This window comes from Actinoplanes oblitus (genome assembly GCF_030252345.1).
GTDB lineage: Bacteria > Actinomycetota > Actinomycetes > Mycobacteriales > Micromonosporaceae > Actinoplanes > Actinoplanes oblitus.
Window position 1 is genome coordinate 9,656,538 of sequence record NZ_CP126980.1, and the last position, 20,663, is coordinate 9,677,200.

Annotated in this window: 19 protein-coding genes and 3 tRNA genes; 11 read left to right on the forward strand and 11 right to left on the reverse strand. The window is 68.4% G+C overall.

All coding sequences use genetic code 11. The features are described from left to right. The first annotated feature begins 5 nt into the window (after positions 1 to 5). The gene (locus tag Actob_RS43130) at positions 6 to 752 is read left to right on the forward strand and encodes a C1 family peptidase (protein ID WP_284917714.1); all 747 of its coding nucleotides are present in this window, start codon (positions 6 to 8) and stop codon (positions 750 to 752) included. A gap of 51 nt (positions 753 to 803) precedes the next feature. Here Actob_RS43130 and Actob_RS43135 read toward each other — a convergent pair whose 3' ends face one another. Beyond that, positions 804 to 1,709: a hypothetical protein gene (locus tag Actob_RS43135; RefSeq protein ID WP_284917715.1), complete on the reverse strand. Its 906-nt coding sequence runs from the start codon at positions 1,707 to 1,709 to the stop codon at positions 804 to 806. Between the two features lie 32 nt (positions 1,710 to 1,741). After that, positions 1,742 to 2,386 carry a TetR/AcrR family transcriptional regulator gene (locus Actob_RS43140; RefSeq protein ID WP_284917716.1) on the reverse strand — a complete coding sequence of 215 codons (645 nt, stop codon included), beginning with the start codon at positions 2,384 to 2,386 and terminating at the stop codon, positions 1,742 to 1,744. Positions 2,387 to 2,740: 354 nt separating this feature from the next. Here Actob_RS43140 and Actob_RS43145 point away from each other — a divergent pair, with 354 nt between their 5' ends. Together Actob_RS43145 and Actob_RS43150 are read left to right on the forward strand one after the other, a co-directional pair. Continuing rightward, positions 2,741 to 2,848 carry a group II intron maturase-specific domain-containing protein gene (locus Actob_RS43145; protein ID WP_284917717.1) on the forward strand — a complete coding sequence of 36 codons (108 nt, stop codon included), beginning with the start codon at positions 2,741 to 2,743 and terminating at the stop codon, positions 2,846 to 2,848. Between the two features lie 866 nt (positions 2,849 to 3,714). After that, the gene (locus tag Actob_RS43150; RefSeq protein WP_328518458.1) at positions 3,715 to 4,374 is read left to right on the forward strand and encodes a site-specific integrase; all 660 of its coding nucleotides are present in this window, start codon (positions 3,715 to 3,717) and stop codon (positions 4,372 to 4,374) included. A gap of 102 nt (positions 4,375 to 4,476) precedes the next feature. Here Actob_RS43150 and Actob_RS43155 read toward each other — a convergent pair. Next, positions 4,477 to 4,564, reverse strand: a tRNA-Arg gene (locus Actob_RS43155). Between the two features lie 421 nt (positions 4,565 to 4,985). Between Actob_RS43155 and Actob_RS43160 the strand changes: the two genes are divergently transcribed. From Actob_RS43160 to Actob_RS43175, 4 genes are all read left to right on the forward strand, one after another. Beyond that, entirely contained in the window at positions 4,986 to 5,504 is a 519-nt protein-coding gene (locus Actob_RS43160) for a hypothetical protein (protein ID WP_284917718.1), read from the forward strand. Between the two features lie 332 nt (positions 5,505 to 5,836). After that, a complete protein-coding gene (locus Actob_RS43165) occupies positions 5,837 to 6,772 on the forward strand; it encodes a transposase (protein WP_284917719.1) in 936 nt (311 codons plus the stop codon). Positions 6,773 to 7,177: 405 nt separating this feature from the next. Next, the gene (locus Actob_RS43170; protein ID WP_284917720.1) at positions 7,178 to 7,468 is read left to right on the forward strand and encodes a tyrosine-type recombinase/integrase; all 291 of its coding nucleotides are present in this window, start codon (positions 7,178 to 7,180) and stop codon (positions 7,466 to 7,468) included. A gap of 233 nt (positions 7,469 to 7,701) precedes the next feature. Continuing rightward, positions 7,702 to 8,520 (forward strand): site-specific integrase, encoded by an 819-nt coding sequence (locus tag Actob_RS43175; RefSeq protein ID WP_328518459.1) that lies wholly within the window; start codon positions 7,702 to 7,704, stop codon positions 8,518 to 8,520. Here Actob_RS43175 and Actob_RS43180 read toward each other — a convergent pair. Continuing rightward, a tRNA-Arg gene (locus Actob_RS43180) sits at positions 8,486 to 8,558 on the reverse strand. The two genes, Actob_RS43175 and Actob_RS43180, sit on opposite strands and share 35 nt — an antisense overlap. Before the next feature lie 39 nt (positions 8,559 to 8,597). Further along, positions 8,598 to 8,688, reverse strand: a tRNA-Ser gene (locus Actob_RS43185). A gap of 987 nt (positions 8,689 to 9,675) precedes the next feature. On the opposite strand from Actob_RS43185, the gene Actob_RS43190 reads away from it, so the two are divergent. Continuing rightward, positions 9,676 to 10,140 carry a hypothetical protein gene (locus Actob_RS43190; RefSeq protein WP_284917721.1) on the forward strand — a complete coding sequence of 155 codons (465 nt, stop codon included), beginning with the start codon at positions 9,676 to 9,678 and terminating at the stop codon, positions 10,138 to 10,140. Here the strand turns inward: Actob_RS43190 and Actob_RS43195 are convergent. Next, positions 10,089 to 10,868, reverse strand: coding sequence for a CPBP family intramembrane glutamic endopeptidase (locus tag Actob_RS43195; RefSeq protein ID WP_407653515.1), 780 nt, complete (start codon positions 10,866 to 10,868; stop codon positions 10,089 to 10,091). The two genes, Actob_RS43190 and Actob_RS43195, sit on opposite strands and share 52 nt — an antisense overlap. Before the next feature lie 117 nt (positions 10,869 to 10,985). Between Actob_RS43195 and Actob_RS43200 the strand changes: the two genes are divergently transcribed. Then, the gene (locus Actob_RS43200; RefSeq protein WP_284917722.1) at positions 10,986 to 12,095 is read left to right on the forward strand and encodes an FAD-binding oxidoreductase; all 1,110 of its coding nucleotides are present in this window, start codon (positions 10,986 to 10,988) and stop codon (positions 12,093 to 12,095) included. A 4-nt stretch (positions 12,096 to 12,099) separates the two neighbouring features. Here Actob_RS43200 and Actob_RS43205 read toward each other — a convergent pair whose 3' ends face one another. After that, positions 12,100 to 13,632 carry a peptide deformylase gene (locus tag Actob_RS43205; RefSeq protein WP_284917723.1) on the reverse strand — a complete coding sequence of 511 codons (1,533 nt, stop codon included), beginning with the start codon at positions 13,630 to 13,632 and terminating at the stop codon, positions 12,100 to 12,102. 368 nt (positions 13,633 to 14,000) lie between these two features. On the opposite strand from Actob_RS43205, the gene Actob_RS43210 reads away from it, so the two are divergent. Further along, complete coding sequence (locus tag Actob_RS43210) at positions 14,001 to 14,717, forward strand: IucA/IucC family C-terminal-domain containing protein (protein WP_284922531.1); 717 nt, start codon at positions 14,001 to 14,003, stop codon at positions 14,715 to 14,717. A 218-nt stretch (positions 14,718 to 14,935) separates the two neighbouring features. Here Actob_RS43210 and Actob_RS43215 read toward each other — a convergent pair whose 3' ends face one another. Continuing rightward, positions 14,936 to 16,924 (reverse strand): glycosyltransferase family protein, encoded by a 1,989-nt coding sequence (locus tag Actob_RS43215; RefSeq protein WP_407653516.1) that lies wholly within the window; start codon positions 16,922 to 16,924, stop codon positions 14,936 to 14,938. A 278-nt stretch (positions 16,925 to 17,202) separates the two neighbouring features. On the opposite strand from Actob_RS43215, the gene Actob_RS43225 reads away from it, so the two are divergent. Then, positions 17,203 to 17,916 carry a class I SAM-dependent methyltransferase gene (locus tag Actob_RS43225; RefSeq protein WP_284917726.1) on the forward strand — a complete coding sequence of 238 codons (714 nt, stop codon included), beginning with the start codon at positions 17,203 to 17,205 and terminating at the stop codon, positions 17,914 to 17,916. A 69-nt stretch (positions 17,917 to 17,985) separates the two neighbouring features. Here the strand turns inward: Actob_RS43225 and Actob_RS43230 are convergent, their stop codons facing one another. The 3 genes from Actob_RS43230 to Actob_RS43240 form a co-directional block, all read right to left on the reverse strand. Then, positions 17,986 to 18,516: a YbhB/YbcL family Raf kinase inhibitor-like protein gene (locus Actob_RS43230; RefSeq protein ID WP_284917727.1), complete on the reverse strand. Its 531-nt coding sequence runs from the start codon at positions 18,514 to 18,516 to the stop codon at positions 17,986 to 17,988. Positions 18,517 to 18,832: 316 nt separating this feature from the next. Next, positions 18,833 to 19,720, reverse strand: coding sequence for a C40 family peptidase (locus Actob_RS43235; RefSeq protein WP_284917728.1), 888 nt, complete (start codon positions 19,718 to 19,720; stop codon positions 18,833 to 18,835). A 238-nt stretch (positions 19,721 to 19,958) separates the two neighbouring features. Then, complete coding sequence (locus tag Actob_RS43240; protein WP_284917729.1) at positions 19,959 to 20,534, reverse strand: DUF4352 domain-containing protein; 576 nt, start codon at positions 20,532 to 20,534, stop codon at positions 19,959 to 19,961. Positions 20,535 to 20,663 lie beyond the last annotated feature (129 nt).

The window sequence follows — 20,663 nt, forward strand, 5'->3', positions numbered from 1 at the left end:
GTGAGGTGGTCACTCTCGATCACCTCACCGGCTCCGCGCTGTCGCCGATCCGGGCACTGCCACGCCGAATTTGCCTGGCCGACTGGATTCCCGGCGCAGTCGGTGACCAGGGCTTGTACCCGCTGTGTACCGCAGCCGTCGTGGCCGGCCTGGGCCGCTACTGGGCAAACCGGACAGCCGGCTGCTCCTTCGAGCCATCACTGCTGTTCAATTACCGCCTCTCGCGGCGCATCGCCGGAAAGCCGGATCGGAACGGTTCCACCGTACGACATGCGCTGGCGGCTTGGCTCAGCTACGGTCTCGTGCCCGAGCACCGCTGGCCGTTCACACCGGATCGCGTCGACGTTGAGCCGCCGGCGGAGGTCATGGTTGAGGGCGCGGCGCTGACCGCGGTGACTTATGGGCGTCTCGACGGTCCGGAAGTCACCGGAGAGACGTATCTGGACCAGGTGCGGCATGCTGTGGCCCGGGGTCTCCCGACGACCATCGACTTTCCGCTCGGCGCCTCGTTGCTGGAGTCGCTGCGAAGCGGCGTGTTGACTGTGCCTCCCGATGGGGAACCAGTCCTGGGACGGCACGCGGTGTTGGTTGTCGGCTACGACGATGACCGGGGTGCCCTCCGATTCCGGAACAATTGGGGAGAGAATTGGGGCGACCGCGGCTACGGATGGATGCCCTACGCCTTCGTGCGGCGCGGGATCGCCCGGGACAGCTGGGTGGTGCTCGAGTCGCCGTGGCAACGGCCGGCCTGACGGATTCGACAGATCGCGGGCTGCGTATGGCAGCCCGCGATCTTCTGTTGTTCAGGACGGCGAGACCCGAAGGGCGTTGATACGCGCGGCGGCCATCGACGGCTCGTCCGCGGCGAAACGAATCGCGGTGAGGTCGCCACGGCGCGTGCCACTGACGACGACCTCGGACCCTGGTACCAGCCGAATCTCCACCGTGGTGCTGCCGAGAACCGACAGGGCCGCCACTCCGTCGTCGATCTGCACGGTCTTACGCAGACCGGCGACCGTGGCCACGCGGGCGTCGGCCACCGCCGCGATGGGTACCCGGATGTCGCCGAAGTGACCGAACCTCAGATGCGCCTGATCCGCCGTCAGATAATGCGGCTTGCGGTGGATCGCACCGAGCAGGCCTACGATCCAGAGGATGCCGTAGACGGTCAGGATCAGCAGCGCGATTCGCACCCATCGCCAGGGAACCAGCAATTCGACGACGATGATCTCGGCGACCGACAGGGCCGCCAGGATGGAGAGCATCGGCAGTAGCCCTCGTCCGTAGCGAAACTTCTCGGCGCCGGCCGGAACAGCGTCGCGCCCGCGCAGAAGGAGCCACAAGCCCTCGAAGACACGGAATTCGTGGCTCATGAGGCGGCCGATCGGGTGCGGCAGGACGTGCTCCAGCGAGGTGCAGAAGGCGTCCATTCCGGGGAGCCCGTCCGCGCGCATCCGGCGGTAGTGCCGGACCATGACGACGGCCATGGACAGGCTGATCACGGCCAGGAGCAACTCAAGACCAAGAGCGATGATGAGCGCGCTGCGGAGTTCCAGGACGCCGGTCAGGACCAGTCCGGCCTCGACGACCACGATCGCCAGGGCAAGCCAGCGCAGGATCTGTCCGGTACCGCTTCGGCCGCGGCCCGCGGGTTTAGCGGTGGCCGGTGGTGAGGAGACGTTGCCGTCAGTTTCCGGGGAACGAGTCAAGATCTGTCCTGTTCTTTCGGGTGCCGAACTGCTCAAGCGACGCCGCTCAACGGGCGCGGGCCTCGCGTGCGCCGGACACTCATCGGGTGTCCACTTCCTGTGCGACATTCCGGGAAGTGAGCGAACGACTGACTCGTGAAATCGCTGCACACCTGAACAATGGCCCGATAGGGGCGTTCGCCGGAATCACGTAGCCAGTAAATAACCGCACCGATCAGTCCGCCGGTGATCCACGCAGCGGTTGCGCGGAGCCTATCCGCGCTCTGTTGCGATAAGCAGCAGTCCGCGTTCAGCAGGCGCAGTACGACGCTGTTGAGCCGGTCATTCAACAGATCGGTGAACCACTCGCTGCGATGGCGGATGAGCAATGCTTGATAGAGGCGCGCGTTGCGGGCGAAGTGGTCGAATATCTCGATGAGATGCTCCTCCACGACAGGCTGAGCGAGATCTCCATCATCATCCGGGCCTGGAATCGGAAAGATCCTGTTCAAGCCGGATATAAGTGCCTCGACCAGCTCGTACTTGTCGCTGTAGTGGCGATAAAACGTGGTGCGGCCGATGCCTGCCCTGCTCGTGATGTCCACGACTGAAATCGCGTCAAACCCCACCTGATGGCTGAGTTCGATGAGCGCGCGATGAATCTGTCGTCGTGTGCGCTTGATGCGCTTATCCTCCATTGTTGCCCCCGCATGACTTGCAACAGTGTCGGTAAATCTAGAACGGTGTTATGCAAAGTCCCGGCCTCATAAGTTGCTGAGCCGGGACTCTTTAGCCGACGTAGGAGTTGAGCACAACCGGTTGCATTCCGGGCCCGCCGTATCGATGACTGTTTCCTTCCTCCACGTGGGCTCCATTTATAACAGACGTTCCTGCCCGCTGTCGGCAGAAAGGGAACACATGGTGTTGATGTGACTCGCGCCCATGTTCGGCGCATTACGATCAGTAATCCCTTAACTGGCATTTCGGGCATATGACTGTGGCTGCCTACTTGACGTATTCACTGGTGATCCAAGTCACGATCGGCTCTGACCGTGCTGGCCAGGCTCAACCAAGTCACGCACGGCTGGGCCAACTACTTCCGGCACGCCGTCGCCAAGCACACCTTCCACACCCTGGACCGGTTCACCTGGCACGGCTGATCACGATGCTCATGCATCGGCACCGCGGAGCTGGAAGGCTGTCCGCAAGCAGTTCACCACGCCGACCGGCAGGTGGCTGCCCATCACCGCGGACGGGACCGCGCACCAGTCGATCGCAGCCACCCCGGTGACCCACTACCGGCAACGCACGTTCCCCAACCCCTGGCCCGCACCCGACAACGCCTGACGACAGCGACCGTGGAGAGCCCGTTGCGCGGAGACGCGCACGGCGGGTTCGGCGAGCGGCCTGGAGAAACGGACCAGCGGCAACGCAACACCGCGCTCCAGGCCGACTCAACTAGCGCGACTGAGCCGGCGGCGGCACCAGGGTGCCGCCGCCGAGGGGCAGGTCAGTAGCCGACGCCGGAGCTCGTCTCGGGGTCCTGGTTCGCGAGGCGTTCCTGGCGGGTGAGGTCTTCGAGCCGCTGGCGGAAGACCGGAAGCCGTAGACGTTTTTGTCGGATCGGTCCGCAGGGTGAAGTCTCGCCGGAGCGCTGCGGTCTTGATCCTGAGGCCGTCGTGGGCGGCGGAATTGTCGAGGCTGCTCTCGATCTCGAGGAGACGGCTGTCGGCGATCGCGGGTTGCGCCGTCGCGGTAGTCGTCGAGGAAGCTGCGGACGATGCGGCCCATCCGCTTCTCGCCCCAACGTTGGGTTTCGCCAATCGCGGCGTACCGGCGCCCGCACGCCCAGGTCTGGACCGACGGCCCCGTCGAGCACTGGGAACTCACCGGCGAGCACCCGGCGGTCGCGGTGTGAACCGCCACGCAGCTCTCCACCTTCCTGGAGACCAACGTCGAGGACTCGCTGTTCGCGTTCTGGTGGCTCGCCGCACTGCGCGGACTGCGCCGCGGCGAGCTGTGCGGGCTGCGGTGGGCGGCCGTCGACCTCGATCGCGGGCTGTTGTTCGTCGAACGTCAGCGCACCACGGCCGGCTACACCGCGGTCGAGGGCGAGCCCAAGACCGCCGCCGGCCACCGAGTCGTCGCCTTGGACAAGCACACCGTCGCGGTCCTGCGGGCGCACCGCAGCCGCCAACTCGCCCAGCGCGACAAACGGCACGGCAACAACCAGGTCTGGGTGAACTCCGGCTACGTCTTCACCCGCAAGGACGGCGAACCGATCAATCCCAGCTACGCCACCACCAGATTCCGCAAACTCACCACCCGCGCCGGCCTACCACCGGTCCGCTTACACGACCTCCGCCACGGCGCCGCCTCCCTCGCCCACGAAGCCGGCGCGGACCTGAAAACCCTGCAAGATCTACTCGGGCACTCCAGCATCGTCGTCACCGCCGACACCTACACCACCGTGCTGCCCGACTCCCAGCGCCGCTGCGCCGACGCGACCGCAGCGCTGGTCCTCGCGGCGGCACGGCACACCCGCAGACGCATCAAGGAGAAGGCCGCGAAGAACCGGCCCGCGGGGCGCGCCGAAAAAGAAACACCTTCGGAAAAACGGCACCCGACCAAGAAGCGAAGCCGCAGGTCACGCAGCCGTCGCCACCCGCTCTGTCACGGAAAGTGATGACACCCATGTGCCACCCACACGCCACCCAACCTCTACAAAGGCCGGACAACGAGAAAGGCCCGAACCACCTTCCCGCAGCCCAGGCCCTTTTCGATCAAGTGCGCCCGAAGGGACTCGAACCCCTAACCTTCTGATCCGTAGTCAGACGACTGGTGGTCACTAGTACGCTCCGTAACCACTCGGGTGCTGAGCAGCCCAAAGGCGTTCTCGCAGTTCAGAGATGCTTTACGGACCGGCAGGTCAGGGCCGAGTGCATGATTCCGGCCAGCCACTGATCGATCGGCACCGCTCAAACGTGCTGATTCAGTCGCGCCCGTACTGAAACGGTCGCCGACATCCGATCACCCACGGATCACCACGCGACGCCATCACACTCTGTAGAACCCGCCTGGAACGTCGCTGTTCAGGTCAGCCCGGGAGAGCCAATTCGCAGAGCGGACAGCGTCAAACGCGACCGCCGAGGCGCCATGCGATCACCGACGGATCCCTACGGGGTCACTCTTCAGGAAGCGGCGACACGGCGGCGCCCGCCGGAGGCAGGGTGGACTGTCATTGATCCTGTATTCCTGGCTCAGTGGCTGGAGCGCGGCCTCGTTAGCATGACCCGCGTGAGTAAACCGACCGCGGCCGATGGATTCTTTCCGGTTGAGGCCCTGGTCTCCCGGCTCAGCGCCACCTTCTCCTTCGAACCCTCCGGTACGCGTGCTGGGGCGCACGCCGTACAGGAGGGCAGTGGTGTTTACGGTGTATTGGCAGGCGCCGATCGGGTCGGCGACGAACCGCGTCTGCTCATTGACTTCAACCAGGGACGCCCTTTGCTGACTGCGCACGGACAGCAGGTGGGTGAGCGCCACGGCGACATCGTGCGATTGTGGGGGCAGGACTATCACCTCCGCAGCCCGCGATACCGCTCATGGCTACGACTGAGGGTGCGAGTCGAGGTGACCGTTGCCGAGCGCCCCGTTCTCCGAGCCTATGAGCAGTCTGATCCTGGCCGCACCGTCCGCACCCTGCGAGCCGAGAGCGACCCTGCACTCGACCCTATGGTCGCGCTCGCCCTGCTCCTGCTGGTGACACGACCCGACAAGATGGGCGTTCTCGGCGAGCTCTTCAAGAACGCGGAGTAACGCGCGGATTGCGGCAGATGAGATGACATGCATCGGCCGGTTGTGGCCGGTGGGTTGAGTCGAGGTGTACGCCGTTCGGGGCATTGACCTTCACGGGTGTGGAGGGCCTCCTCAGCTCAGACGCAGGTTTCTGCGTTGGACATCGAGGGTCACGGAGCTTGAGGAGGTCCCGAATGTCGATCGTAGGCGGCTTGGACATCCATCGGAAGCAGCTGACATTCGACTGGGTCGACAAGTAGAACGGGAGATGGGAACGTGGCCGGATCACGCCGGCCGACCGGGAGCACCTGGCCGGCTGGCTGACCCGGTTCGACCCGGCCACCGCAGGGCCGGTGGCGTTCGCGATGGAGGGCTGCATCGGCTGGCGCTACATCGCCGAAGAAATGGCCAAGGCGGGTGTGATCGCGCATCTGGCTGAGCCGGCCGACACGTCCGCGCTGCGTCGCCCGAAACGGCGGGCCAAGACCGACAAGGCCGACCCGAAACTGCTACGGGAGCTGCTCGCCGCGGGCCGGCTGCCGCAGTGCTACATCCCGCCCGCGCAGGCTCTGGAATATCGGGCGATGCTGGAGCTCTACCAGGACCTGCGCACCCAGCACACCGGCTGGGGACAGCGGATCCAGGCGGTCTGCTTCCACCAAGGCATTACCGCGCCCGGGCAGGCAGGCATCATCCGCGGTGACCGGGCCCGGCTGCGCGCGATCGTCGACGACCAGCTGTCGATCTCCGGACGGCTGCGGGTCAACACCGCCCTGGCGGTCATGGATGTCCTCGCCGATCACCTCGACCGGCTCCGTCGCCGGCTGCTGTCCAGTGCCCGCGGGTTGAAGGGCGCCCGGGCCTTGATGCACGACATCTACGGCGTCGGCCCACTCAGCTCGCTCGCGTTGTGCGCCCGGCTCGGCGGCGCCGACCGATTCTCGTCCTCGCGCAAAGCGGTCCGGTTCGTCGGCCTAGACATCACCGTGCATTCCTCCGACGGCAAACGCAGCCCCGGCCGGCTCTCCCGCCAGGGCCCTGAGGTGCTGCGCTGGCTGCTGTTCGAAGCCGCGAAGACCTCGGCCCGTGCCTGCGCACCCGGCTACGACTACTACACCCAGGTCAAAAACCGTTACGACGCGAACCGCCCACCATCGCCCGCTAAACGATCACGGGACCGGCTCGGCGAGGACCGGCCAGCCCGACATCGCGATGACGGGCACCAACCGCGGCCAGCTCCCTCGGCTTACTGTCAGACCGCACCACCACCGTCCCCACCCGGGCGGTGACCGCGGACGGCCCAGTGAGAATGAGCGGCCGCACCCAGCAAGAGGGCCACCCGATCAATCATCATGTCGCGGACACGACCACACCCGTCCGACGGCCATAGGTAAGTCTGGCTGCCACCTTGCCACCACCCGCACCGCACGCGAGCGAAAGCACCCAGCCATCGGAGCCGCCTCACCAGGAGAAACTCCGACCGTCACCACTCGCTGAGCGCCAACAGCGAGACGGTGCCCTACGGCCCGCATCACCTAAACAGCACAAAATCCCAATGGACAACCAGGAATGGAGCAGAACTGTCCGAGGCTGCCCGAGCGCGGCCACGGTACGTGGTACTTCCAGTGCTTCGCACCCGACCTGTTCGGCCGCTCTGAGAGAGTCCGCTGGGACGGATTCGTCTCCCAGGCCGCGTGGGAGGACTGCCTGGCCGACAGCGCCGCCGGCGCGCCGGCGACGGATGGACCGTCGAACGCTGGCTGCGGCACTGGCTCGACACCCGCACCCGGATCCGGCCCACGACCCGGCTGCACTACACCCGCGACGTCGAGCTCGTTCTCATCCCCTACCTCGGCCACTACCGGCTCAGCGACTTCGACGGCCCGCTGCTGCGCGCGGTGTTCGCCGAGATCGCCCAGACCACCAACGCCAAGGGCCTGCCCAGCAGTCGCCGTCTGCGCTCAAGCACCTGCGCACCACGCTGAACCTCGCCGTACGCGAGGAGCTGATCGACAGCAACCCGGCCCGGCACATCGAGATCGCCGGCTACCGGCGCCCGCACGCCCAGGTCTGGACCGACGGCCCCGTCGAGCACTGGGAACTCACCGGCGAGCACCCGGCGGTCGCGGTATCGACCGCCGCGCAGCTCTCCACCTTCCTGGAGACCAACGTCGAGGACTCGCTGTTCGCGTTCTGGTGGCTCGCCGCACTGCGCGGACTGCGCCGCGGCGAGCTCGGCAGCCTCACGCGGGCGGCCGTCGACCTCGACCGCGGGCTGCTGTTCGTCGAACGCCAGCGCACCACGGCCGGCTACACCGTGGTCGAAGGCGAACCCAAAACCGCCGCCGGCCGCCGGGCCGTCGCCCTGGATAAGCACACCGTGGCGGTCCTGCGGACACACCGCAGCCGCCAACTCGCCCACCGCGACAAACGGCACGACAACAACCAGGTATGCGTCAACTCCGGCTACCTCTTCACCCGCAAAGACGGCGAACCGATCAACCCCAGCTACGCCACCACCAGATTCTGCGAACTCACCACCCGCGCCGGCCTACCACCGGTCCGCTTGCACGACCTCCGGCACGGCGCCGCTTCCCTCGCCCACGAGGCCGGCGCGGACCTCAAGACGCTCCAAGATCCGCTTGGGCACTCCAGCATCGTGGTTCCGCCGACACCTACACCAGCGTGCTGCCCGATTCGCAGCGCCGCTGCGCCGACGCGACAGCAGCCCTGGTCCTCGCCGCGGCACGGCACACCAGGAAGCGGATCAAGCACAAAGCGGCGAAGAACCGTCCCCCGAGCCGCGACGAAAAACAAACCACCCCAGCGGATAAGCCGAACCAGAAGAACCACAATCCCAGGTCACGGGTCCGCAAGCACCTGCGCCGTCACGGAAGGTGACGACACCCAAGTGCCACCCACACGCCACCCAACCTCTACAAAGGCCGGACAACGAGAAAGGCCCGGACCGCGTTTCCGCAGCCCAGGCCCTTTTCTGAAAGTGCGCCCGAAGGGACTCGAACCCCTAACCTTCTGATCCGTAGTCAGATGCTCTATCCATTGAGCTACGGGCGCTCGTTCAGTGCTCAGCCAGCATACACACTGACTTTCGCGCGGAGACTCCGGGATTCGAACCCGGGAGGGGCTTTAAAACCCCAACCGCATTAGCAGTGCGGCGCCATAGACCAGACTAGGCGAAGTCTCCTCGGTGACCCGTGAGAGTCACCGAGGATTGAGGATACCGGACCGTCTCGGGGCCACACAAAGAGGTCCGCCCGAAACCTCCCGAAGATCTGCCACGAAGGCTGCGAACAGGCGAAACGTTGCGCTTGCGACTAGGCTGCGCAGGATGGAGGAGAAGCAGACGGGGCGTGGGCGGGATCCGCGCGCGCCGTTCAGCGCACCGGGTTCTCAGGAGCCGGCTGCCCCGCCGGCGCGGCGTGGGGCGCCGCCTGCGGTCACCTTCCAGCCGCCGCGGCCGGGATCCAGTGCTGAAGGTCACCCCGAGAAACCCCTTTCCGGTACGCCGGAAAGTCCCGCCCAGCCCAAGCCGTCGGCAAGAGTGCCCAAGACCACACGAGCGACGTCACCTCGCCCGGCACGTCCGAGCGAGCCCGAGATGCCCGCTACGGCATCTCCGAGCGAGCCCGAGGAACCCGCGACGGCACCTCCGAGCGAGCCCGAGGCCACGAGACCCGCCCCGACCGCAGAGGTGACACCGGCCGCCAGGAAGGCCGCACGCCCCGCCAAGGCCGCCACGCCAGCAGCGAAAAAGGCCGCTCCTCGAGCCCGCACAGCGGGCAAGACCGCCGGCACCGATCCGGCAGCGAGCCCGGAGACGCCGGCGAAGCGCGCCACCCCGGCCAAGCGCCCCCGCAAGGCCACACCCGCCAAGACAGTGACCCCGGCAGAGGCCGCGGCCCAGAGTCCAGCTCCCACGGTGGAGGCGACCCCGCCAGAAAAGGCAGTCGCCTCAGTCGCGCCAGCAACGACGGCAAGCGTCCCGGAAGCAACGACGGCAAGTGCGGCAACGACGGTAAGTAGGGAAGAGCCCCGCCCCATCCCCGCCCAGCCGACCCGCGCCGCCCTCACCCACCCGGCCAGCCCGACCCCCGACCAACTAGCCGCCGACCTCTGGCCCCGCCTCCTGGCCGACCCCCGCAACGCCGCCAAGCTCCTGGCCGAGACCGCCGTGCAGACCCTCGGCCCCCGAGCCGCCGCCTGGGCCGCGCACACCCGGGCGACCTACCCGGCCGCTACCCCGCAAGCCCTGGCCCGGCTCGCCACCGCCCGCTTCGCCCGCACGGCGGCACTGCGTGGCGGACTCAGTGCGCTCTCCGGCACCTACGCCCCGGTCGCCTTCATGGCCACGGCCGCGCTCACGCACGCGGAGCTGGTGTTGCACCTCGCCGCGGCGTACGGTCTCGATCCCACCCATCCGGACCGGGCCGCGGAGATCGTGGTCCTCCTTCCGGGTTACCGGGGTGGCGCGGCCTGGGCCGGCCTGCGGCTTGCCGACCGGTTCCTGCCGGGCGCGAGCCTGCTCGGCGCGGTCCTCGGCGGCCGCAACGTGGCCGAGGCGGTAGCGACCCGGGCGGAGCGCCGTTACGGCTGGTACTTGAGCCACTCGAGCCAGGAGTCCGGCAGCAACTCGTAACCGACGAACGCGGTGATGTCGAGCAGGCTGTGCGCCACGATCAGCGGCATCACCCGTTTCGTCCGCAGGTAGAACAGCGCGAAGATCACCCCCATCACCACGTTGCCGACGAAGCCGCCGAAGCCCTGGTACAGGTGGTAGGAGCCGCGCAGCACGGCGGAGCACACGATGATCGCCGGCGTCGACCAGGACAGCTGCCGCAGCCGGGTGATCAGGTACCCGACGACCAGGACCTCCTCCAGCACCGCGTTCTGGATCGCGGAGAGGATCAGCACCGGCACCGCCCACCAGTACGGCTGCAGCGCGGACGGCACGATCTGCGCGCTGATCCCGAGCCGGAGCGCGGCGTAGACCAGCAGCAGCCCGGGGATGCCGATGCCGGCCGCGAGGGCGGCGCCCCAGCCCGCGTCGTAGCCCGGCCGGCGGAAGTCGATGCCCAGGTCGCGGCCGGGCCGCATGTCGTCGCGGCGCAGTAGGTACCAGGCCAGGGCGACCGGAACCAGGTCGAAGAAGATGTTCAGCAGCTGATAGGTCAGGTCCAGGTACGGCCGCGGCGACAGCGGGGCGTTGAGCGTCGCGGTGTGGCTGGCCAGCGGCTTGCCGTCGGTGAGCGTGGCGGTCAGCCGGACCAGCGACCAGATCGCCGACTGCCCGAGCGACAGCAGCATGACGATGACGATCTCGGCGGAGTACGCCGATCGGGTGGACCGCTGGCCTTCGAGAGTCACGGCACTAACTGTAGGGCGCACCAAATTCGGCCATTTCGGCGCGCGACGCGCCGGGAGACGTGACGAGTCGCACTTTTGGTGCGTCGTGTTCCCGACTGTGCTGACCACCCTGAATGCATGGGAGACCTCGCACGCTTGCTCAAGGAGAGCTGGAGTCTCGTCGAGGAACATCAGGACAAGGTGGCCGGATACTTCTACGCCCGCATGTTCCTGTCGCACCCCGGCTTGCGCGACCTGTTCCCGGTGCAGATGGATGTGCAGCGCACCCGGCTGCTGTCGGCGATCGTCACGGCGGTGCAGACCCTGGAGGATCCCGAGCGGTTCGACGACTACCTGCGTGCGCTCGGCCGGGACCACCGCAAGTTCCACGTGCTGCCCGAGCACTACGAGGTGGTCGGCGGGGCGCTGATCGAGGCGATGCGGTCGTTCGCCGGCGAGCAGTGGGGTGTCGAGTACGACCAGGCCTGGGCGGACGCCTACGCGGTGATCGCCAGCAAGATGCTGGCCGGTGCGGACGCCGATCAGAATCCACCCTATTGGTACGGCGAGGTGGTCGCCCACGAGCGCCGCTCACACGACATCGCGGTCTTCACCGTGCTGCCGTTGCAGCCGCTGGAGTTCCGCGCCGGCCAGTACGTCAGCCTGGAGGCGACGCCCTATCAGCCGCGCCTGTGGCGCACCTATTCACCGGCGAACGCGCCGCGCCGGGACAACTCCCTGGAATTCCACGTACGGGCGGTGGGCGCCGGCTGGGTGTCCAGCGCGCTGGTCCGACGACTCAAGGTGGGCGACATGATCAAGGTGGCCGCGCCGATGGGCACCATGACCCTGGATCGGCGATCGACCCGGGACGCCGTCTTCGTGGCCGGCGGTACCGGCCTGGCTCCGGTGAAGTCGCTGCTGGAGGAGCTGACCCGGTACAACCGGACCCGCTGGGTGCACGTCTTCTTCGGTGCCCGGACCCGGGACGACCTGTACGACCTGGCCGACCTGAACCGCCTGGCCGCCCGTTATCCCTGGCTGTCGGTGGTCACCGCGTGCAGCGAGGATCCGACCTTCCCCGGCGAGCAGGGCAACATCTCCGACATCGTGGCCCGGTACGGCCCGTGGAACGAGCACGACTTCTTCGTCTCCGGCTCCGGCTCGATGGTCAAGGCCACCCTGAAGACCCTCGCCGAACTGCAGGTCCCGTCGATGCGGATCAAGTACGACAGCTTCAGCGACTAGCCGGCTAGTAGTCCCACGGCTGGCCGCTCTGCTGGTACTGCGCGATCGGCAGCAGCTTGGCGTCCGGCTCCATCCGGTCCACGTACAGCCGTCCCTCCAGGTGATCGATCTCGTGACTGATCAGCCGGGCCAGGGCCCGCTCGAAGACGGTCACCACCCGGGTGCCGTCGAAACGGGCGTGCTCCACCTCGATCCGCAGCGACCGGGCGACCAGACCGCGGTAGTCGAAGAAGGAGAGGCAGCCCTCGTACTGCTCGTCGCCGTCCCGCGACTCGCCGACCACCCGGGGGTTGAGCAGCACCACCGGCTGGATCTCGCGCTCCGGGGGGCGGACCACGGCGGCCGCGACCGGCAGTCCGATCTGCGGGGCGGCCAGGCCCACCCCCTTGCTGAACTCGTGCAGGTCCTCCAGCTGGGCGAGCGAGGTGAGCAGGCGGGTGACCGTCTCCCGGGCGGCCGGTCCCTCCCGGGGCAGCTGGAAATGCCTGGCACGCTGCCGGAGCAGGTCGGAGCCGCGCTGGATGATCCCGATGCCGCGCATCCGGTGCGAGGCGCGCGGCAGGGCGGGTGGCTCAGGCGGGCCGACCTCGTCGTACCGCGGTGCGTCGGCGCCGCGGAACCGCCATTCCAGGCGGTACCGGGCGTTCAACAAAGGCTGATCGGTAGACCACTCGAAAATGGCGCGACCTCCCTCGTTGCGGCGTTCCAGGGGACTGCGAACCGGAACCTCCGCGGCCAGCGACACCTCGACGCCCCACACCTGGGGTTCGAAGCTCTGCGGGAAGTTCAGGCGGACGGTGAGCTGCCGGGTCGGCAGCCGGACGGCGCGCTGGAACCACTGGCCCCATTTCTCCTCGCCGACCGTGTACGCGTACTCGATGGTGGTCCGCTCGCCGGGATAGAGCGGGAACTGGCCGCGCTCGTTCGCGAACAGCAGCCAGAGCTCCTTGGCCGCGTCCCGGTCCAGCTTGACCCGCCACTGCATGGGTTCGGCCGCGTCACCCTCGCCGGCCATCGCGCTGACGTCCATCTCCTCGAAGGTCAGCGGGTTCTCCCGGTGGTGCCGGTTGGAGCCGGCCGGGTCGCTCGGGTACCGATCCACTGAGATCTTCACGAGGTAGCGGGTGACCGGCTCGACGCCGGCGTTGTAGAGGGACCGGATCACCCGGCAGCGGTAGCCGCCGCCGACGTAGGTGAGCTCGGCGATCTCCCGTTCCACCACCAGGCCGGTGCCCGGCGGCAACCACTGGACCGGCACCGGCGGATCCCGGTGCAGCGCCGAGCCACGGGCGTGCCGGAGCTCGTCGTACTCCTGGAAGCGCTGCCAGATGGCACCGCCGGCGCCGAGCACCGCCTCGGCCCGGCGGGCGAAGTCCTCGGTCGGCTTGTGGCGGCGGCCCTCGACGTGGCTGACGTAGGAGGGGTCGAAGCCCATCCGCGCGGCGAGCTGCTTCTTGGTCATCCCGCGCTCGACCCGCCATTGCGCAAGCGCCGTGACGAATTGGTCTGCGGCCCTCTCAATGGGCGAGGTGGTCATCACGGATGTCCCCTTCGCGACGGCACCATCAGTGTCGCTGGCGTCGGGTATCCGGATGGGGCTAGTAGCGCGTTGCCGACAGGTACCTTGACAAAACCGGCATCGCCCTAACTCTGCGTTAGAGGAACCTTGCGGAGGGTATTCGTCCGAAAGATCCCGGCCGAGATATTGGTTAGCCTACCCTTAACCGGGTACTCTCGGTCACCTCGGGTCACCACGACAACCAGGCCCGGCGAGCGACCGGGCCGCGGATCGAGCCGGGGCCACTGCAGGAGCGGTGAGGTGGAGAAAATGGTGGACGTGTGACCGTCACCCTGCTGCGCACCGGCGCCCACCCGCTGGCTCCCGTGACCGCCGCCCTGCACACGATGTTCCGTGGCGTGCCGGTCGCGACGCTGGCGCCCGGCCTGATCGTGGCCGACCGGGCCGGCTGGATCCCGGCGGCCGAGCTGACCGGCCCCCGCCTCGGCACCCTGCTGGAGTCCGCCGGCCGCCAGTGGCGGGCGCAGCCGCACGCCGCCGCCGCGCTCGCCTGGAAGACCTACACCTACTGGCTGGCCCTGCCCGCGGTCCTCGGCTGGGCCTCCGCCCGGCGGGTGCCGCTGATCACCGCCGACAACGTCCTGGTGCAGTTCGACAACCCCGGCGTGCTGCTCAAGCTCGGTCTGCGGCCGGGCACCCCGGTGGCGGTGCTCCCCGATGATCCGCTCGCGCTCGGCGGCCACCCGGACGCGGTCGTCGTCGGCGACGAGGCCGCGCTGCTCGGCGAGTTCCGTCGGGCCGTCCTCGACCAGCACCTGACGCCGCTGCTGGACGCCCTGCACACCCGGGTCCGCCTCGGCAGCAGGCCGCTGCTCGGCTCGCTGGCCTCTGGCATCGCCTACGGCATCCTGCGCTCGGCCGACACCACCCCGGGCCGGTCCGCCGAGTCGATCGGCCTCCTTCTCGGCGCGCTCGGCATCGACGACCTGATCGACCTGGTCCCGGCCCCGCACGGCGGGCTCGACGTGCAGCGCAAGACCTGCTGCCTGGCCTTCACGCTGCCGACCCCGAAACTCTGCCCGGGCTGCTGCATCAAGCCGTAAAACCGATTATCGGATTACCGCCGCACGCTTTCGTAATCCAGCATTCCTCCGAGGCGCGGCGATTCCCACGGTTTCCGGCCGCGCTCGCGGCGTACCCCAAGGAAAGAGAGACGGCCGCGAGGTCGGCGCGAACCTCGCGGTCCGCGGCCTGGCGATTGACGGTACGACTGTCCGCCGCCCGCCTCGGCGGCGTCCGGATCCGGTCGACGGAACGACCGTCAGCTGCTGGCCTCGGCGGTGAGCACCGCGTCCGGGTCGTCGACCAGGTCGCGCACATCCCACATCCAGACGCCGCCGGTCCAGGTCGGGCGGAAGCCGAGCAGGTCGGACATGGTGCGCAGCATCTCGACGTCCCGGGTCTGCGGGGTCAGCACGACCACGCCGGCCTTCCAGTACCGCAGGTCGGCGAGGGTCATCTCGCGACGCGCGTCGGTCACCTCGGGAGTCGGGTTGCCCTGCCGGATCGAGGCCATCAGCCCGCTGGTCGGGCGCCACGGCGGAGCGAACGCCGCGGTGTGGTCGGACGGGTCCTGCGGGTTCTGGGTGGGCAGCAGCGCGTAGGCGCCGGCGATCCGCAGGTCCAGGCCGGTGTAGGCACTCCACCGCAGCGGGGCCGGGTAACTGCCGTCCGGCAGCGGCAGGGTGACCATGGTGTGCTGGTCGTCGACGTAACGCTGCCACTGGCCGGAGGTGACGAAGTCCGGCACCGGCTCCATCGGCACCGAGGCCAGCCGGGTCGGCACGATCGGGACCAGCGCCATCGCGACCGCGGTGATCATCGCGATCCGGATCGGGCCGCGGGTGTGCGGCTGGGTGCGGACCAGGTCGGCGGCGCGCTGGCAGCCGAGGGCGAGCACGATGCCGACGACCGGCGCGATGGCCATCGCCCACCGGGTCGGCACCGCCGAGTTCAGCACCGGAAGGTGGTGCAGGAACGCCCAGATGCCGGGCACCCCGGTGTCCGCGCCGTCCAGATGGATGCTCGGGCCGAGCGACATCGCCGCGAACAGCACGGCCAGCGCGCCCAGGGTCAGCACCGCGGCGCTGCGCCGCAGCCAGAGGATCAGCCCGAAGAAGAGGACGACCAGGCCCCAGCCGAAGAACGCGTTCTGCTCGGACGGGTTCTGCGCCAGCAGCAGCGGCTGGGTGGTCCGGCCGGCCACCGAGTGGGTGGAGTAGGCGGTGAAGGAGCCCAGGTCCGCCCCGAAACCGCGCACCGACTCGGCCAGCCCCTGGTACGACTGCGGGCCGAAGAACTGCACGCTCAACGGGTACGCCAGCACGGCGATGGCCAGCACCGCGGCGACCGTTAGCCCGCGCAGGAACGCGACGGTCTCACCGCGGTGCCGCTTGCGCCGGACCAGCCCGAGCACCGCGCAGAAGACGCCGAGCCCGACCGCCGTCATGAACAGGATTTCCAGGTTGATGAACGCCTGCCAGATCAGCAGACCGCCGAGGAGCAGGCCGTTGCGTACCGCCCGGCCGGGCACGCGCAGCTCCAGCGTGCGCCAGATGATCAGGGGAACCAGGAACTGCGAGACGATGTTCGGGTGGCCGGCGGCGTGCGCGATCATGCTCGGCGCGAAGGTGCAGACCAGCGCGCCGACCCAGGCGGCCGCCCGGGAGGTCACCAGGCGGCGGGCGAGCACCAAATACCATGAAGCACCGGTTAATGCCAATGCACCGGTGAGGAATACGTTGAACGCCACATGCGGGCCGAACAGTTCAGTGATCGGCGTCAGTGGCACCGAAACGGCCAACACCGAGGTGTTGGCCATCATGTTCACCCCATCGGGGTAATTCATGCGATCCGAGAAGAACGGATAAACGCCATCCGTGAGCACGCGGGCACCGTGCGCCAGCATCCACTCGAAGAAAGCCTGATCCTGTGGATCATCGCGCAACTCATGATCGAGATTGAGCCACAACGGAGCCGTGACGAAGAGCGCAACAGCTAGGAAACTTGCTATTGCCAGAACGTCCTGCCAGGTGAGGGCACGCCACAGAGGACGACGCCGGACAGGTGCCGTGGCCTGCTCTTCGGTCTTCTCCCCGGCGGGTACGGCGGAGGCCGGCGCCGCCGTGGCGATGCCGTCCTCAAGTGCGCGCAGCTCGGCGTCCAGGTCCTCGGCAGCGGTCACTTGGCGCGACGGCAGAACGCTCTCACCGGTCGACTGGCCCGTCGAGTCAAAACCCGTAATCGTCATAGCATCGGCGAGCCTAACCGAGGTTGCGAAGAGTTCCACGATGAGCGCCCGCAGCGTGATAGAGACGATATGTACGCGTGTTTTCCGCGTGTCCGTGGATCACTACACGCACAAGCGCCGGGTACGGCTTACCCGCCGAACTACCAGCGCGGGCTATGTCTCAATCAGGCCAAAAAATCGGCGCCGCCCGGCGCTCAACTTTCGGATAGCGGCGGTAGATGGTTAACTTCTCCGGTCCCGCTGTCAGCTCAGATCGGCAAGATGAGGGAACCTCACCTATGGCAGACATCACTGGAGACCAGCGGATCCAGTCCGAAGTGCTCGAAGGCCTTGCCACGGCCGTGAACCACCGCCGGTGGTTCGTCGAGCTCGCTCTCCCATACCTCGGGGACAACCCCATCGAGATCGGCAGCGGCCTCGGGGACTACGCCATCGAGTGGGCCGAGCACCTCCCGCGGTTCACCGCGACCGAGGCCGACCCCGACCGGCTGGTCCTGCTCAAGGAGCGGATGGCCGAGCACCCGAACATCGAGGTGCGGCAGATGCTGCTCCCCGCCACGGATGCCGCCGGTCAGTACAGCGCCGCCGTGTCGTACAACGTGCTCGAGCACATCGAGGACCACGTCGGCGCGCTGCGCAGCATGCGTGACCTGGTCCGCCCGGGCGGCCGCGTGATCATCATCGTGCCGGCCTTCATGTTCGCGATGAGCCAGGTCGACATCGCCACCGGCCACATCCGGCGGTACACGAAGAAGACGCTGGGCGCCGCCTTCAGCGAGGCCGGCCTCCAGATGGAGAAGATCCACTACGCGAACGCGCTGGGCCTGATCGGCTACTACGGCGCGACCAGCATCTTCAAGCTGGCCCCGAAAGAGGGACCGATGGTGAAGGTGTACGACTCGCTGGTGCTGCCGGTGACCAAGGCGGCCGAGCGGGTGGTCAAGCCGCCGTTCGGGCAGTCGGTCTTCGCGGTGGCGCGCACCCCGCACTGAGAGACGTAACACAGCACTCGCGCTGCGACACACTCGAGGCGACGGCCGGCTGGCCGTCGCCTCGACGCATCAGCCGCGGACCTGGAAGGTCGGGCGGACGGTGGCCCGGGCCAGGGTGTGGAAGGCCAGGTTGAACCCGACGTAGGCCGGTGTCGCGTCCGGAGTCACCTCCAGGCGGTCCACGTCGATCGCGTGCACCGCGAAGACGTACCGGTGCGGGCGGTCGCCGGGCGGCGGGGCGGAGCCGCCGTAGGCCCGCTCGCCGTAGTCGTTGCGGACGCAGAACGCGCCGTCCGGCAGCGGGTCGGCGCCCCGGTCCAGAGATGTCACCGCGACCGGCAGGTTGACCAGCACCCAGTGCCAGAAGCCGCTGCCGGTGGGCGCGTCCGGGTCGAAGCAGGTGACCACGAAGCCCCGGGTGTCGTCGGGGAAGCCCGACCAGGACAACTGGGGGGAGAGATTCTTCCCGCCCACGCTGGTGTGCGCGTACAGCTCGTCGAGCGGCTGCCCGTCCGTCACGTCCGCGCTGGTCACCGTGAAGGACGGAACCCGCGGCAGGATGTCGTACGGATCGGGGGCCAGAGCTCGGTCAAGACTCATGGGGTCCTCCGGCGAAGTGGCTTAACTGATCTGGCTTTCCCACGATGAGCCGAGAGTAACCGCCGGAAGTCTCGGTCGCCTTTCGTCGGTGTTGCGGGCACCGGTCACCCGTCCGAGTAAACGCACAGGTGGTGCGCGCCCTCATCGCGGTGGCCGGTGATGCTTGTGTCAGACATCCGACCGGGTGCGCGCGGCAGAGATCCCCGTGCTCGGTTGCGATCGGTGCGACAGCGCGCCATGCGAGCCGGCACCCGTCACCATGGCGGGTGCCGGCTGCTGTCCGTTCCTGGGTTCGGTCGCGCCGACCCGGACAGCGTCAGGAGCCGGGGATCCGTTCCACCCGGAGCCCGCGGTACATCTTCCGGTAGACCACCCCGGTCCGGTGGTTGCCGGCGTCGATCATCATGCCGCGGCCCATGTAGATGCCCACGTGCCCGGATCCGACCACCAGGTCGCCGGGGCGGGCCTGCGAGCGCGAGATGCTGCGGGCGCGCGCCGCCTGCGCGCGGGACGAGTGCGGGAGTCGCATCCCGGCCCGGGCGTACGCCTGCCGGGTCAGCCCCGAGCAGTCGAACCCGCCACGGCCCTCGCCGCCGGTGACGTACCGCCGGCCGAGCTGCGAGCGGGCGTACGCGATCACCGCGTTCATCCCGCCGCGGGCCGACATCCGCAGCGGGCGCTCCACGATCCGGCGCACCGTCCTGCGCACCATGCCGCGGTGCGACACCGTGGTCCGCCGCTGCGCGACAGCGAGCCGGCGCTGCGGTGCCCGGTAGGGCCGGATGCCGGGCTGCCGCACCGGCGGGGCCGCCTCCCGGACGACCGGCCGCCCGGCCGCCGGCTGTACCGCACGCCGGTTCGCCGGTGGCACCGCGGGACGGACCGCCGGCGGCGCCACGGGACGCACCCGCAGCGGCGCCAGTGGTGCCGGGCGCGCGGTGGTCGCCCGGCGCTGCATCGCCCGGGTGGCGCGCGCGGCAGCCGCCTGACGCTGCTGGTAGAGGCTCTCGTCGAGGCCACCGGGGGCGGCGAGACCGCCACCGGCCGTGGTCAGGACGCCGCCGGAGAACAGCCCGGAGTACGGAGCCACCGGCTCCGGGTTCGCCGGCAGGGCGGGCGAGGCTTGAACAGCCTCCGCGCCGTGCTCGGCGGGGTCTACGGCCGGTGCCATGACGGCCAGCGCGAGAGCGCCGACGGTCAGCACACGGCGAGTGGACGTACCGTGCAGTGTTGCCTCCGAAATAGGCCCGGGGCACTCACGCGAATCCCATCTTCAGCGCGACGCCAGGTGCGTCGCCGCGCTATTGCCGCCGTCGAAGGAAGGCAATGGGAACCCGGACAACTTTTGTGCATTCCGTGGACCATGCCAACACACCTTGAATTACGGCGTGGCTGGATTCAGATAATTAATCCCCCGATCTCGAACAGATAAAGGGCCGCCGTCACTCGGCCGCGGGCAACGACATGCGGATACCCGGCGCGGCCGTCGAGCCGTTCAGCGAAACCTCGCTGAGCTGGGCATCCTTCGGAACGTCGAAGGGCAGAACGCCGTTCACCGAGGCACCCGGGTCGATCTCGTCGAGCAGCGTCGGGCTGTCATCGTTGAGAAAAACGGCGGCCTCGTCGGCAACGGCGTACGCTGCACCGCCGGTGTCGTAGACGCGCTGCGCGGAGCTGTCGAACAGTTCCGGCTCCAGACCGTTGTTGGTGACCAGGACGTCGAGCAGACAGAACTGCCCGTGCGCGCGCTGTTCCAGCCCGTCCGGGCCGACCGCGGAGACACCGCAACGCACGCTTTTCACCCGCATCCCGAATCCGCCCGGCGCGGCGTCGGCCGGCCCGGCGGCGGGCAGGCCGCGGATCACCGCGGGACCACCGGCCGGGCGGTCGGCCGTCGCCACCGCCCAGATCCCGAAGGTGATCAGCGCCAGGGCGACGAAGACACCACCGCCCACCCAGAGCCGGGCTCGCCAGCGCAGCGTCCACTCGTCCACACCGTCGTCATCCGGATGGATCACCCGAATGGTCGTGGCACGGTGTGGTGTGTACGTCACGGCGTCCCCCAGCGAACGGCTCCGAAGCGCGCCCGAGGGCCGGACGCGCTGTCCGTCCATGCTGGGTTCGCGACGGCCGCACATCGCCACGAC

What these genes read in the sequence shown, in the direction of transcription:
- Actob_RS43230 (WP_284917727.1), bottom strand. Translation starts at nt 18,516, where the DNA reads ATGAGTCTTGACCGAGCTCTGGCCCCCGATCCGTACGACATCCTGCCG.
- Actob_RS43225 (WP_284917726.1), top strand. Translation starts at nt 17,203, where the DNA reads ATGGCAGACATCACTGGAGACCAGCGGATCCAGTCCGAAGTGCTCGAA.
- Actob_RS43140 (WP_284917716.1), bottom strand. Translation starts at nt 2,386, where the DNA reads ATGGAGGATAAGCGCATCAAGCGCACACGACGACAGATTCATCGCGCG.
- Actob_RS43205 (WP_284917723.1), bottom strand. Translation starts at nt 13,632, where the DNA reads ATGACCACCTCGCCCATTGAGAGGGCCGCAGACCAATTCGTCACGGCG.
- Actob_RS43200 (WP_284917722.1), top strand. Translation starts at nt 10,986, where the DNA reads ATGGGAGACCTCGCACGCTTGCTCAAGGAGAGCTGGAGTCTCGTCGAG.
- Actob_RS43215 (WP_407653516.1), bottom strand. Translation starts at nt 16,924, where the DNA reads ATGACGATTACGGGTTTTGACTCGACGGGCCAGTCGACCGGTGAGAGC.
- Actob_RS43210 (WP_284922531.1), top strand. Translation starts at nt 14,001, where the DNA reads ATGTTCCGTGGCGTGCCGGTCGCGACGCTGGCGCCCGGCCTGATCGTG.